The 12,360-nt window shown below is 74.2% G+C and carries 13 protein-coding genes; 5 read left to right on the top strand and 8 right to left on the bottom strand.

Features of this window, described 5'->3' with window-relative positions:
- Window positions 1-2,224, top strand: a 2,224-nt coding sequence (locus ACIPLC_RS31890) for a M4 family metallopeptidase (RefSeq protein ID WP_400476504.1), incomplete at its 5' end; no start/stop codon positions are given.
- 102 nt (window positions 2,225-2,326) lie between these two features.
- Here the strand turns inward: ACIPLC_RS31890 and ACIPLC_RS31885 are convergent.
- The gene (locus ACIPLC_RS31885; protein WP_400476503.1) at window positions 2,327-2,536 is read right to left on the bottom strand and encodes a DUF397 domain-containing protein; all 210 of its coding nucleotides are present in this window, start codon (window positions 2,534-2,536) and stop codon (window positions 2,327-2,329) included.
- The gene (locus ACIPLC_RS31880) at window positions 2,521-3,360 is read right to left on the bottom strand and encodes a Scr1 family TA system antitoxin-like transcriptional regulator (RefSeq protein ID WP_400476502.1); all 840 of its coding nucleotides are present in this window, start codon (window positions 3,358-3,360) and stop codon (window positions 2,521-2,523) included. The genes ACIPLC_RS31885 and ACIPLC_RS31880 overlap by 16 nt, the downstream gene beginning before the upstream one ends.
- Window positions 3,361-3,477: 117 nt before the next feature.
- Between ACIPLC_RS31880 and ACIPLC_RS31875 the strand changes: the two genes are divergently transcribed.
- From ACIPLC_RS31875 to ACIPLC_RS31865, 3 genes are all read left to right on the top strand, one after another.
- Window positions 3,478-3,675, top strand: a complete 198-nt coding sequence (locus tag ACIPLC_RS31875; RefSeq protein WP_400476501.1) for a hypothetical protein — start codon at window positions 3,478-3,480, stop codon at window positions 3,673-3,675.
- 11 nt (window positions 3,676-3,686) lie between these two features.
- Window positions 3,687-3,926 carry a hypothetical protein gene (locus tag ACIPLC_RS31870; RefSeq protein ID WP_400476500.1) on the top strand — a complete coding sequence of 80 codons (240 nt, stop codon included), beginning with the start codon at window positions 3,687-3,689 and terminating at the stop codon, window positions 3,924-3,926.
- Between the two features lie 75 nt (window positions 3,927-4,001).
- On the top strand, window positions 4,002-4,469 hold the full coding sequence (locus ACIPLC_RS31865) for an NUDIX domain-containing protein (RefSeq protein ID WP_400476499.1): 468 nt from the start codon (window positions 4,002-4,004) through the stop codon (window positions 4,467-4,469).
- A 73-nt stretch (window positions 4,470-4,542) separates the two neighbouring features.
- On the opposite strand, the gene ACIPLC_RS31860 is transcribed toward ACIPLC_RS31865, so the two are convergent.
- The 4 genes from ACIPLC_RS31860 to ACIPLC_RS31845 all read right to left on the bottom strand — a co-directional run bounded on the left by ACIPLC_RS31860 (window position 4,543) and on the right by ACIPLC_RS31845 (window position 8,430).
- Window positions 4,543-5,451 carry an aminoglycoside phosphotransferase family protein gene (locus ACIPLC_RS31860; RefSeq protein ID WP_400476498.1) on the bottom strand — a complete coding sequence of 303 codons (909 nt, stop codon included), beginning with the start codon at window positions 5,449-5,451 and terminating at the stop codon, window positions 4,543-4,545.
- 105 nt (window positions 5,452-5,556) lie between these two features.
- Window positions 5,557-6,252 (bottom strand): DUF6875 domain-containing protein, encoded by a 696-nt coding sequence (locus ACIPLC_RS31855; RefSeq protein ID WP_400476497.1) that lies wholly within the window; start codon window positions 6,250-6,252, stop codon window positions 5,557-5,559.
- A complete protein-coding gene (locus ACIPLC_RS31850; protein ID WP_400476496.1) occupies window positions 6,249-6,914 on the bottom strand; it encodes a hypothetical protein in 666 nt (221 codons plus the stop codon). The genes ACIPLC_RS31855 and ACIPLC_RS31850 overlap by 4 nt, the downstream gene beginning before the upstream one ends.
- 136 nt (window positions 6,915-7,050) lie before the next feature.
- Window positions 7,051-8,430, bottom strand: a complete 1,380-nt coding sequence (locus ACIPLC_RS31845; RefSeq protein ID WP_400476495.1) for a pyridoxal phosphate-dependent decarboxylase family protein — start codon at window positions 8,428-8,430, stop codon at window positions 7,051-7,053.
- Window positions 8,431-8,688: 258 nt separating this feature from the next.
- Between ACIPLC_RS31845 and ACIPLC_RS31840 the strand changes: the two genes are divergently transcribed.
- Window positions 8,689-10,194, top strand: coding sequence for a multicopper oxidase family protein (locus ACIPLC_RS31840; protein WP_400476494.1), 1,506 nt, complete (start codon window positions 8,689-8,691; stop codon window positions 10,192-10,194).
- Window positions 10,195-10,258: 64 nt separating this feature from the next.
- Here ACIPLC_RS31840 and ACIPLC_RS31835 read toward each other — a convergent pair whose 3' ends face one another.
- Entirely contained in the window at window positions 10,259-11,749 is a 1,491-nt protein-coding gene (locus ACIPLC_RS31835) for an FAD-binding protein (RefSeq protein ID WP_400476493.1), read from the bottom strand.
- Between the two features lie 63 nt (window positions 11,750-11,812).
- Window positions 11,813-12,265, bottom strand: a complete 453-nt coding sequence (locus ACIPLC_RS31830) for a pentapeptide MXKDX repeat protein (protein WP_400476507.1) — start codon at window positions 12,263-12,265, stop codon at window positions 11,813-11,815.
- Between the last annotated feature and the right edge of the window lie 95 nt (window positions 12,266-12,360).

The raw sequence follows: 12,360 nt of genomic DNA, 5'->3' as shown, positions 1-12,360 counted from the left end.
CCGGCTCGCCCGGCACTACACCGTGCACACCGCCGCCGATCCGGCGGCCGAAGGGCCGCTGGTGCACGAGGTCTACGTGGACGCCACCTCCGGGGCGGTCGCCCTCGCCCACGACGCCCCGGCCCCGTACCAGGTCGGCGGCACGGGCGACGCGGCTGCCGCGCCTGCCGCAGGTGCCGCGAACGCCGTGGCCGCCGCCGGGGTCGCCGGGGCCGCCGCGGAACCCGCCGTCGGCACCGCCCCCGACCTGCACGGCCGTACCGTGCCGGTGAACATCTCCCGCCAGCCGGACGGGAGTTACCAGCTCGTCGACTCCACCCGCTCCGGTGGGATCGCCACCTACGACGCGACCGGGCGGGACTTCAACGACTTCCTCGGTCAGATACCCGGCGGCAGTCTCCCCGTCGCCTCCCCGGGCCCGGACTTCCCGGCCGCCACCGGCACCAGCGGCGCCACCGACGCCCACCTCAACGCCGCCGCCGTGTACGGCTTCTACCACGACCGGCTCGGCCGCGACGGCCTGGACGGCAAGGGCGGCCCGATCGTCTCCGTGGTGAACCTGACCGCCAACGGCAAGCCCTACTCCAACGCCGCCTGGGACGGGCAGAAGATGCTCTACGGCAACGGCGACGCCAGGTTCTTCCCGTTCTCCGCGGCACTGGACGTGGCCGGGCACGAGATGACCCACGGCGTCATCTCGCACACCGCCAACCTGCTCAACGCCGGTCAGTCCGGCGCGATGAACGAGGGGCTCGCCGACTACTTCGGCAACGCCGTCGAGGTGACCACGCGCGGCGTGAAGATGGACGACCCGACGGCCCCGCTGATGGGCGAGAGCCTGTGCCGCACCGGCACCCCCGAGGACTGTGCGATCCGCCGCCTGGACGACCACCGCACCACCGTGGACGACTACCTCGGTGCCGGGCGCGAGCTGGACAACGGCGGCGTGCACGCCAACTCCACCATCTTCAGCGGCGCGCTGTGGGACATCCGGCGCACCCTCGACCCGCTCACCGCCGACCGCCTGGTCTACCGGGCGATGGCCGAGTACCTCACCCCGCTGGACGACTTCGTGGCCGGGCGCAACGCGGTGCTCGCCGCCGGCCGGGCGCTCAAGCTCAGCGGGGCCGAACTGCGCAAGGTGGCGGCCGCGTTCGACGCGCACGGGATCAAGGCCGGCTGGCAGAGCCGGCTCGGGACGGACAGCCGCCCGCTGCTGCGCGGCGCCACCGGCCCGACCGGCCCGGCCACCGGCGGCGGCCACTGGGTGATGGGCGACACCCCGGCGGACGGCAAGGGCGGGATCGCCCTGTACACCGGCTCCACCACCGCCTCCGGCACCCCGACCCGGCTCAGCCCGGACGACGGACGGATCCACGGCTGGGCGGCCACCGACGGCAAGTCCGCCGTCTGGTTGGCGGTCGGGCCCGACGCCACCGGCGCCTGGGCGACGGAGGTGCTGACCAGCCCGCTGTCCGGCGGCCCGGTGCGGGTGCTGTTCCACAGCGCCGACCAGGCGATCGCCGACGTCCGGATGTCCGGCGGGGACATCGCCTTCACGGTGACCGACGACGTGAGCAGCAGCACCTGGCGCACCCGGGTCCGTCTCTCCCACGACGGCGGCCCGTTCGTGGAACTGCCACTGCCCGAGGGCCACAACCTCACGTCCCTCGCGTTCAAGGACGGCCTGCTCGGCTGGATCGAGTCCTGGACGGCGGACGGGGCCACCGTCCAGGCGCCGACGGTCTTCTCGACCGCCACCGGCAAGGTCACCGCCCAGTACCCGGTGAGCACCCCGAAGAGCAGCACCCTGCCGCTCCTCAACTTCCCGCTGTTCGCGGGCGACCAGCTGCTCTGGCTGGCGGGCCCGGCCGACGGCACCCGCCCGGCTGCTCTGCGCTCCGGCGCCGTGGACGGCTCCGGCGTGCGCGACCTGCTGCCCGCCGACTCGCCGTACACCCCGGCGGAGCGGGGGTTCACCGCCACCGACCAGGCCGTCACCTTCATGCAGCGCAGCCCCCGGCCGAACGGCGGCTGGTCGAACGCCACGCTGCCCAAGCTGTACCAGCTGCCGCTTACCGGCGGCACCCCGGTGCGGGTCTCCTGCAACCGGGGCGGCCAGTACCTGCCCGTGGCCGACCAGGGCACCCGGGTGCTCTGGCTGGACGCCACCGCCGGGCGCAACGACCTCGTGGTCCGCGACCGCCCGGCCGGGACCTGCTGACCCGAACGCCACTCACCCGTTCGCCCCGGTACCGGCACCCGCCGGTACCGGGGCGAACGCCGTTGCGCAGCGGACGGCGGGAAGTGGGGCCGGGAGTTGCTGCTACCGGGCGTCGAGTTCGCCGGTGCGGACGGCGGTGACGAAGGCCTGCCAGGCGGTAGAGGAGAAGAGGAGGGCAGGCCCGCTCGGATCCTTGGAGTCGCGGACGGGCTGCACATCGGTGAAGCCGTCGGCGACCTCGATGCACGCGCCGCCGCCTCCGCCGCTGTATGAACTCTTCCGCCAGGAAGCGTCGGTCAGGTCGACATCCACTCCAGGTCCCTCCTTGCCGCGCGGATGAAAGCTAGCGATTCGGCCTGGCCAAGGGCCTCGACCGCAAGCCGATCGTAGCTCGTGGTCAGTGCGGCAACGGAGTGGATATCCCTTTCGATGTAGCCGCGCTGCTCAATCTCGCCGTAGCTGAGAACTTTGCGGTTCGGCATGGTAAGGAGGTGCACCACGCGAGTGAACGGTCGGCTCTCGCCGAGGGAGAACGGCGCCACCTGGATGACCACGCCGGATTGATCGGCCAATTGTTCAAGGTGGAGCAACTGTTCGACCATGGTTTCCCGCCCGCCGACGAAGCGCTTGAGGCAGCTCTCGTCCAGCACCGCGTGCACGAGCGGGGGAGGCGTTCGCTCCATGACTTTCTGTCGGGCGAGCCTGAACTGGATACGTTCCTCGGCCAGTTCTAGGGTTGCACTTCCTTGCTTGGCGCAACCCACCTCGATCGCGGTCGCATACGCCGGGGTCTGGAGGAGCCCCGGGATGACGTCGATCTCGAAGATCCTGATCTGCTCCGCGAGGGCCTCGTAGTTGGCGTATTCCGGGAAGCCTTCCAGGACTGCCGCGTGCTTGAGCTGCCAGTACATCAGCACCAGCGTGCCACCGGTCTTGAGCTCCTCGTCGGCCAGCTCCGCCAACTTCAGGCTCGGCGGCCGGTGCGCAAGTTCGACGTAGGAGAGGTGCGATGCGGTGCACCCGACCTTCTTCGCCAGCTGGACCTGGGTGAGCCCAGCTGCCTCGCGTGACCTGCGGAGTTGAACTCCGAAGGCAGCCCAGGGGGACGAGGTCGGGTCGATGGTCTTCTTGTTCATGGAAACCCCCAACTCACGGCAGGCCTGACGGCAAGTCGCATTCCGCTTCCGATGCTAGGCGACGCCGGGCCACCATGTGCACAGAACGTGAAACACTGATCGCGGAAGGTTATTCCCATGGGCGATGTCCAAGTGCCCCGCCTCCACGGCTACGGCGTCCGCTGGGACCCGGAGGCCCGGTGCTACCGGGTCCGCAACGAGGTCACCCGGGAGTGGCTGCGCCAACCGGACGGTGAGCTCAGCGGGTTCGGCTCCTTCTCCGACGCCTGGAGTACCTGGCGCGTCTTCGAGGTCCACAAGCGGCCGGGGGAGTGAGCGTGTCCTCGATGCTCTCCCGCGTGACCGCCGACCAGCGGCGCCAGGCGGCCGACGTCCTCGACGACCTGACGACCGTCCTCGCCCTGGGCGGGGTGAAGTTGCCGTCCGTTGAGGTGGACTGGGAGCACGGCCGCAGGACGGGCTGCTACCTGATCAGCCTCGGCTGCGCCCGCCCGTCCGCGCTCCTGCGGGTCGTCGACCTGCTCCGCAAGGGGCTGCGCTACGAGCGCCTGACGCATGACGACTGAACTCCTCGCCCGCCTGCTCTGGTGGGCCGGCTTCTCCCTCCTGCTCCTCGCCGCCCTCAGAAGGTGAACCGCCCGATGCAAGACCCCCGTCTGCTCGCCAAGCCGCCGGTGTGCCGGCTCGGCTGCCTCGTCCTCGTGCGCAACCCGCGCGGCGACATCCTCCTCGTCGACCCGGACTACATGGACGGCCTGATCCTCCCGGGCGGCGCCGCCCAGCCCAACGAGCCCCCGCACCTCGCCGCCGCCCGCAACCTGCGCGCGGAGACCGGCCTCAACCTGCGCCTCGCCGATGTCCTCGCGGTCGACTTCACCCCGGCCGACCGCCACCTGGAGCGCCTCAACCTGGTCTTCGACGGCGGCACCGTGCGCGACGACGTCCGCCTCACCGTCCCGCCGCAGCACCGGAGCGGCCTGTTCGGCGCCCGCTTCGTCCCCGTCCGCCGGCTCCCCGACGTCATGGCGCCCTCCCAGGCCGCCCGCGTCAGCGAGGCGTTGGCGGGCCGCGCGCTGCCCGTCCTCCTCCACGGACAGCGCGCGACCTGAGGTCCGCCGTCCCGGCGCATCCGAGTCGGCGACCGACGCGCGCGGTGAACCCGTCCCGACCGGCCGGGACGGCTCACCGCGCGCCGGCGGCCTCCAGGATCGCGGACAGCCGGGCCAGGCATTCGCCGACGAAACCGGGATAGGTGCCCCAGTAGTACGACAGCCCGCCGACCCCGACGCCGACCGCCCACGCCCGGGCCCGCAGCCACGTCACGTCGTCGAGGCCGAGGGCGTCCCAGTACGCCTGGCGGGCCGGGGACGGAAGGTCCCACACCGTGGCGTGCTCGGCGTCGGGAAAGCCGACCGACAGGCATCCGAAGTCGATGACCGCGTGCAGCCCGCCCTGCCGGACCAGCAGGTTGGAGGGTTTCAGGTCGCCGTGCAGCCACACCTGGCGCCCGGACGGCCCGGGCAGGTCGAGCGCGCTGCGCCACAGGTGCAGCAGGTGCTCGATGTCGAGGTCCAGGCCCGGGATCGTCCGGCACTTCTCGAAGCATGCGGTGATCGACTCGTCGCTGTCGCGCAGGTCGCCCCCGCGGTACCAGTCGAGCGCGCCGTGGCGGACGGCCCCCATGAGCGGGACGCAGTGCAGGCCCTTGACGACCGCCGCCAGGTCGGCCCCGAAGGCGGGCCAGTCGGTGACCGACCCCGGGCCGGGCTCCTCGCCGTCGATCCAGCGGTACACCGACCAGGCGAGCGGGAACACGGCGCTCGGGGCCCCGGCGTGCACCGGCTCCGGGACGCGGCACGGAAGGTGCGGCGCCAGCCGCGGCAGCCAGGTCAACTCCTTGCGCACGGAGTCCGCGCTCTGCGCCGTGCGCGGCAGCCGCACGAGCAGGTCGTCGCCGAGCCGGTACATCGTGTTGTCCGTGCCCGAGCCGGCCGGCGAGACGGACAGGTCGGCCCATTGCGGCCGCTGCTCCCGGAGCAGGGAGCGGACGACCGCCTGGTCCGCGAAGACCTCGTTCTCGTGAAGCGCCACGGTGAGAGCCTTCACGCCGGGCGCCACCGCCGCCAGCGATTTTCCCCGGTAGGGCGCGCGCGGAGCCGGGCGCCGACCCGGCTCCGCGCGCAGGGGGGCCGCGGCTCAGGCGGCGGTCAGGCGGGCGGTCCTGCGGTGCTCCGTCATGCCGGAGACCAGCTGGTCGCGGATGCGGGCCGGGACCTGGGGGGCGAAGCGGGCCAGGTAGTGGGCCAGGTGGGTCTCGTCGTCGACGAGGAAGGGCAGGTCGAAGACGAGGAGCTTGCGCACCGCCAGCAGCGGCACCGGGGCGCGCAGCGGCCGGAAGGAGCGGTTCCACAGGCCGCCCTCCTCGCAGACGGGGTGGAACTGGCCGATCATCAGGCCCTGTTCGACGAACTCGTCCTTGGCCTTGCGCTGCGCCTCGTCCAGGGCGGTGGAGTCGGCCCGGTCCAGGCCGGGCAGCACCAGCAGCACGGTCAGCAGCTCCCGGTCCGACTCCTCCGTCAGGCCGGCCAGCAGCCGGTCGTACCAGGCGCGCAGCTCGCCGACCAGCGCGGGCAGGTCGCCGCCCGCGCCGGTGTCGGCGACGGCGATGTGGAACAGGCCGCGGCGCAGCGAGGGCTGGGTGTAGGGGCAGACGGGGCCGCTGCGCCCGAGGTCGGGGTGGGCGGTGGTGAGGAAGCGCCGGCTCCAGGCGAGGATCTCGGCGGCCTCGGGGTGGTGGTCGGCGGCGCCGGCGTCGATCTGCTCGGCGGAGTAGACGCGCAGCGCGGTGTCGATGCGCAGCGCGGTGTCGATGTCGAGGGTGTGGGTGGTCATCGGGGGCCCCGCCACACGGGGGTCAGGCGGGGGCCGCCGGCGGGCAGGGCGATGGCCTCGCCGAAGCGGGTGAAGCCGCCGGCGCCGCAGACCCGGGCGCCGCCGGGGGAGCTGGTCTCGGCGTAGGCGGCCTGGCCGTCGTGGTCGACGCGGTCCAGGAAGGCGCGCAGCAGGGCGGTGCCGGTGCCGGTGTGGCGGGCGTCGGGGTGGGCGCCGACGAACGCCAGGTAGTGGTGGGGGCGGTGGCGGGGGTGGCGGCGGGCCTGGAGGCGGGTGATGGCGGCCAGGCGGCGGGCGGATTCGGGGTGGGCGGCGGCGTCGACGGCGGTGTCCAGGGCGCGGGCGGCGTCCTGGTCGTGGTGGCCGGGGTGTTCCCACACGCCGGGGGGCAGGAAGAGCAGCGCGCCCACGGGGGCGTGGTCGTCGGGGTGCTGGGCGGTCAGGGCGCCGCCGTGGGCCAGGCACTGGTCGACGTGGACGCGGAAGAAGGCGGGCAGGATGCGGGCGCGGTGGGCGTCGTCGGGGAAGGCCCAGCGGGTGAGCGGGTCGTCGTGGAAGGCGGCGGCGAGCACCCGGGCGAGGGCGGGGGCCTCCTCCGGTCGGGCGGGGCGGACCGCGGGGGCCGCGAGGGCGGCGCCCGGCGGGACGGTGGCGGTGGTCAACGGACACACTCCTCGGCAGACAGAGGCGGACGGCGGGACGGCGGGGCGGTCGTACGGGGCCCGGTCGTACGGGGCCCGGTCGTACGGGCCCGGTCGTACGGCGGTGCGGGCCGGTCGGCGGTGCGGGTCGGGCGGGTCAGGGCCGGGCGGTGGCGAGCGCGGTCAGGCGCGCGTGCAGGTCGGGCAGGTGGTCCTCGGCCTCGGGCTTGATCAGGACGCTGCGCAGCACCGAGGCCCCGTCGGCGTCCGCCGCGGCCGCCGGGTGGCGGCGGGTGAAGTCGGCGGCGTCCACCCGCAGCAGGCTCAGGTAGAGCGGGTCGTGCTCGTCGGCCATGCCCTGGCGCAGCACGCGCCGGCTGGCGGCGTCGACGGCGGACATCGGCGCCCCACCCGGGGCGGGGTGGTAGGTGACGATGTCCAGTTGCGGGCGCTGGTGGAGGGTCAGGTGCGGGCTGTCCTCGATCAGATCCGCCCAGGCCAGGGCCGCGCGCCGCCCGCCGGCCAGGACGGCGCCCAGGCCCTGGGGGGTGAGCGGCAGCAGTTGCAGGGTCAGCCACAGGGCGGCGGCCGCGGCGCCGGCGCGCGAGCATTCCAGGCTGATCTCGCCCAGGTGCAGTTCGGCGTCGGTGAAGTAGGTGTAGGGGGAGTCGTGGGCGAAGTGCCGGCCGATGTCGGGGTCGGCGAACAGTACCGCGCCGCAGCCGTAGGGCTGGAGGCCGTGCTTGTGCGGGTCGACGGTGACGGAGTCGCAGCCGGCGATGGCCCGCCACGGCGCCGGGTCCAGTCCGAGGGCGGCGGCCTGGGCGTCGTCGGTGGCCAGCAGGGCGAAGAACCCGCCGTAGGCGGCGTCCACGTGCACCCGCACCCCGTGGCGGCGGGCCAGGGCCAGCACCTCGTGCACGGGGTCGACGGCGCCGAGCCCGGTGGTGCCGGCGGTGACGACCACCGTGCCGACCCGCCCGCCGGCCAGCAGGGCGGCCAGCGCGCCGACGTCCATGCGCCCGTCCGCGTCGCAGGCCACCGCGTGGCCCTCGATGCCCAGGACGTGGCACATGCGGCTGTGCGTGTAGTGGGCCTGCGCGCTGTAGGCGACGCCGCGCCCGGGGTGGCTCTGGCGGGCCACGTACAGGGCTTCCAGGTTGGCGATGGTGCCGCTGCTGGTGAGGTGGCCGACGTGGCGGGGCAGGGCGAACATGGCGGCGAGCTGGGCGACGCACTCGCGTTCCATGTCGTTGGTGGCGGGCCCGCCCTCGTAGGCGTGGTTGTTGGGGTTGAAGCGCATCGCCGTCAGGTAGCCGACGACGGCGGCCGGGTGCGGCGGCTTGACCATCTGCCCGGCGTAACGGGGGTGGAAGAACGGGTAGTTGTGCTCCAGGCGCTTGGCGAAGCGCTCGAACGCGGCGGCGAAGTCCGCGTCGTCCACCTGGTGCGAGGGGTGCGGGCGAAAGGGCCCGAACCGCTCGCCCCACTGCTCGGCGACCTCGGCCGCCCTCGGCAGCCAGTACCGCAGGTCCACGCTCCGGCCCTTCCCTTCGAGGGATCCTCCAGTGTTCTGCGAGCCACGGTGGCCGCCCGCCGCAAGCGGCCCGCAACACCCGCAGCTCACCGCACCGCCCCCGCCCGCCCCGCCCCGCGCGGTCCACCGGGCCTCAGCCGGACCCCAACCCGGCGCAAGGCCGCGCTGCTGCAATCACCCCCGGAACCCGCCCCCGCCCCACCCGCCGGGGCCGCACGGGCACACCGCCACACCGGGCCGGCAGCAGGAGGACGCGCGATGGTGACCAGACGCAGGATGATCGGCGCCGCCCTGGCGACCGGGGGAGGGGTCCTGCTCATGCGCACCACCCTGCGCCCGGCCGCCTCCGTCGAGACCGCCGCGGCCGCGGCCGCCCACACCCACCCGGGCTCCGCCGCCTCCGACACCGCCGACCCGGGCCCCGACGCCGGCCCCACCCTGGCACCGAAGTTCACCGCCGCCATGCCCGTCCCCCCGGTGCTCGCCCCCGTCTCCACCGCCGGCGCCGCCGACACCTACGCCGTCACCATGCTCAAGTCCTACGCCCGCATCCTGCCCGGGCACCGCACCGAGGTCCTCACCTACAACGGCGCCTTCCCCGGCCCCGTCATCCGCGCCCGCTCCGGCCGCCCGGTCGTGGTGCGCCAGACCAACCTGCTGGACGACCCCGTCTCCGTCCACCTGCACGGCGCCCGCGTCCCCACCGCCTCCGACGGCGGCCCCATGAACCTCCTGGACGCCGGCGCCACCCGCACCTACACCTACCCCAACGACCAGCCCCACGCGAGCCTGTGGTTCCACGACCACGCCCACCACCTGGAGTCCGAGCACGTCTACCGGGGCCTGGCCGGCACCTACCTGATCACCGACGCCACCGAAGCCGCCCTGCCGCTGCCCGCCGGCCGCTACGACCTGCCCATCGCCCTGCGCGACGCCCGCTTCGACACGGCCGGCAACCTCGTCTACCGCATGGACGACCCCCTCAACCGCACCACCATCCTCGCCAACGGCCGCCCCTGGCCCACGGTCGAGGTCGCCGCCCGCAAGTACCGGCTGCGCCTGCTCAACTCCTCCAACCTGCGCTTCTTCTCCCTGCGCCTGGCCGACGGCGGCCCCCTCACCCAGATCGGCTCCGACGGCGGCCTGCTGGAACGCCCCCACGTCACCGACACCGTCGACCTCTCCCCCGGGGAGCGCGCCGACGTCGTCGTCGACTTCTCCCGCTACCCGGTCGGCTCCAGCGTCGTCCTCACCAACTCCATGCCCCCCGGCCCCGCCGAACACGTCGGCCAGGTCCTGCGCTTCGACATCACCCGCGCCGCCGACGACCCCAGCCGCGTGCCCGCCCTGCTGCGCACCCTGCCCGCCCTGGGCCCGGCGGCCCGCGAGCGCACCGTGGTCCTGGAGTACCAGGAGAAGCCCGGCGCCGCCCCCCTCGGGCTGATCGACGGCAAGGTGTACGACCCGGCGCGGGTGGACGCCTCGGTGGCGTTCGGCACCTCGGAGATCTGGACGGTCGTCAACGCCAACAAGGACGTGCCGCACAACTTCCACCTGCACCTGGTGCAGTTCCGGGTGCTGGCGCGCAACGGCGCCGCGCCCGGCCCGGCGGAGTCCGGCCTGAAGGACACGGTGCGCCTGCTGCCGGGGGAGAGCGTGCGCCTCCAGGCCCTCTTCGACTCCTACCGCGGCCGCTACCCCTACCACTGCCACCTGCTGGACCACTCCGCGATGGGCATGATGGCCCAGCTGGAGATCACCTGAGCGGCCCCGGTCCGCCCGCGGGCGCAGGCGGACCGGGGCCGCTCAGGCGGACCGGGGCCGGGGCTCAGCCGGCGTGGATGCCCTGGCCCGGCGTCAGGATCCCCGCCGGATCCCACCGCCGCTTGGCCCGCTCCACCCGCTCCCACAGGCCGCCGTAGTGGCGCCGCCAGTCCGCCCCCGTCATCCCCGGCACCGCCCCGATCAGGTAGCGCTTGCCGCCCAGCGCCACCGCCCGGTCGTACAGCCGCCGGTTGCGCTCCAGCATCGCCGCCGTGTCCGACCCCGGCGCCGGGAACGCCAGCAGGTCGAAGTGCCAGCCCACCGGCTCCTGCGGCAGCACCGCCAGCGGCGCCCCCACCCGCGCCCGCGCGTACGGGTAGAACAGCAGCAGCCCCGCCCCCAGGTCCTGCGCCGTCAGCACCTCGGCCGCCTCCCGCATGAACACCCCCGCCGTCGAGGCGGGCAGGAACAGGCTCAGCCACGGCTTCGGCAGCCCCCAGAACCCGGCCGCCCGCAGGTAGCCCGCGAACGCGTCCACCCGGAACGCGTACTCGCGCCAGCCCTGCTCCACCACCGACGTCTCGCCCGCCACCCCGCGCAGCCCCGCCAGCAGCCGCTCCCGGTCCACCGGGCGCCCGGCGTCCCCGTAGGCCACCAGCTCCGCCGTGTAGCGCCACCGCGAACCGTCCGCGCTGCGCACCACGTTGCCCACCTGGAGGTCGAAACGGCCCTCGGCCATCACCTTCTCCTGGTCCGCGCGGTAGACGTCCACGTCGTCGTAGGCCAGGGTGAACACGGTGGCGCGCTCACGCGCCGGCACCAGGGCGAGCGTGGCCCGCACGATGATCCCCACCTGCCCGCCGCCGGCCAGCACCGCCTCGAACAGCTCCCGGTTGCGCTCGCGCGAGGCCGTCACCAACTCGCCGGTGCCGGTGACCACCTGGAGCTCCCGCACGGTGTCCGCCTGCAGCCCGTGCCGCTGCACCGCCCCGCCGATGCCGCCCACGCTCAGCGTCCCGCCGACCGACAGGTGCAGGTAGTCCGTCAGGCACGGCGGCACCCAGCCCTGCGCCAGGCCCGCGTCCGTCAGCTGCGCCCAGGTGGCGCCCGCCTCCACCACGGCCAGCCCCGGTTCGACGGAGACGATCCGCGACAGCCCCCGCGCGTCGATGGCGATGCCGCCGCGGGGGTTGGCCTGGCCGTAGCTGGAGTGCGACTCCAGAGCGCCGGTGCCGAGGGCCGCCTGGTCGCCGCTCTGCCCGTTGACGGCCACCGGGATGCGGTGGCGCCGGGCGAAGGCCACCACCTTCTGCACGTCGCGCACCGAGGCCGGGCGCAGCACCGCGCGGGGCGAGGCGGTGACCAGGTGCCCGAAGTCGGAGGAGAACCGTTCCACCTCGGCGCCCCGCAGGGCCACCGTGCCGTCCAGGGCGGGCAGTTGGTCCACGTTCTCGCCCGGCTCGGCGGCCCAGGCGCGGGCGGCGGTGTTCCAGCCGACGACGGCGGCGCCGGCGCCGGCGATCAGTGCGCGGCGGGACAGACCTGAACTGCTCATACGAGAACTTCTCCGATCAGTCGTCAAATAGGGATTGTTGTACCGCAACCACCCCGCGACCACCTACCTCCCCGCACGCCCCTCCTGCTGCTCCCGCTCCAGCCCCGCCAGCGCGGCCGCGACGTACTCCCGCATCCGCACCTGGTGGGCCGGGGCGCCGGCGGGGATGTGCGCGCAGGCGGCCCGCGCCTCCTCCAGCAGCGCCCGCCGCGCCTCGGGCAGGTGGGCCACCCGCGGCGAGTCGGCCGCCGTCCACAGCACGTGGGCGAGCTTGTAGGCGTACACGCGCGGGCTGACCGGGAACAGCGTCCGGTACACCCACAGCCCCTCCGGGGCGTCCAGGATCCTCTCGTTGTGGCTCAGCAGCCGCACCCGCGCCCTCAGCACCAAGTCCCTGTGCACCGTCATCCGCACGTCCCCCTTCATCACGTCCCCCTTCATCGCGTCCCCCTTCATCGCGTCCCCCTTCATCGCGTCCCCCTTCATCGCGTCCCCCTTCATCGCGTCCCCCTTCATCGCGTCCACCGCCCACCGCCTCCGGCGCCGCAGGGCCCGTGCGCAGCACGGCGCGCGCGCCGGCCGCCCCGGGCAGGGGGCCGGCGCGTGGCCGA

Origin of the sequence: Kitasatospora sp. NPDC086801 (genome assembly GCF_044745805.1) — a bacterium.
GTDB lineage: Bacteria > Actinomycetota > Actinomycetes > Streptomycetales > Streptomycetaceae > Kitasatospora.
Note: the sequence above shows the minus strand (reverse complement) of the source record. Positions and strands in the feature narration are given on the sequence as shown.

What these genes read in the sequence shown, in the direction of transcription:
- ACIPLC_RS31880 (WP_400476502.1), bottom strand. Translation starts at nt 3,360, where the DNA reads ATGAACAAGAAGACCATCGACCCGACCTCGTCCCCCTGGGCTGCCTTC.
- ACIPLC_RS31875 (WP_400476501.1), top strand. Translation starts at nt 3,478, where the DNA reads ATGGGCGATGTCCAAGTGCCCCGCCTCCACGGCTACGGCGTCCGCTGG.
- ACIPLC_RS31870 (WP_400476500.1), top strand. Translation starts at nt 3,687, where the DNA reads ATGCTCTCCCGCGTGACCGCCGACCAGCGGCGCCAGGCGGCCGACGTC.
- ACIPLC_RS31865 (WP_400476499.1), top strand. Translation starts at nt 4,002, where the DNA reads ATGCAAGACCCCCGTCTGCTCGCCAAGCCGCCGGTGTGCCGGCTCGGC.
- ACIPLC_RS31855 (WP_400476497.1), bottom strand. Translation starts at nt 6,252, where the DNA reads ATGACCACCCACACCCTCGACATCGACACCGCGCTGCGCATCGACACC.
- ACIPLC_RS31840 (WP_400476494.1), top strand. Translation starts at nt 8,689, where the DNA reads ATGGTGACCAGACGCAGGATGATCGGCGCCGCCCTGGCGACCGGGGGA.
- ACIPLC_RS31835 (WP_400476493.1), bottom strand. Translation starts at nt 11,749, where the DNA reads ATGAGCAGTTCAGGTCTGTCCCGCCGCGCACTGATCGCCGGCGCCGGC.
- ACIPLC_RS31830 (WP_400476507.1), bottom strand. Translation starts at nt 12,265, where the DNA reads ATGAAGGGGGACGCGATGAAGGGGGACGCGATGAAGGGGGACGCGATG.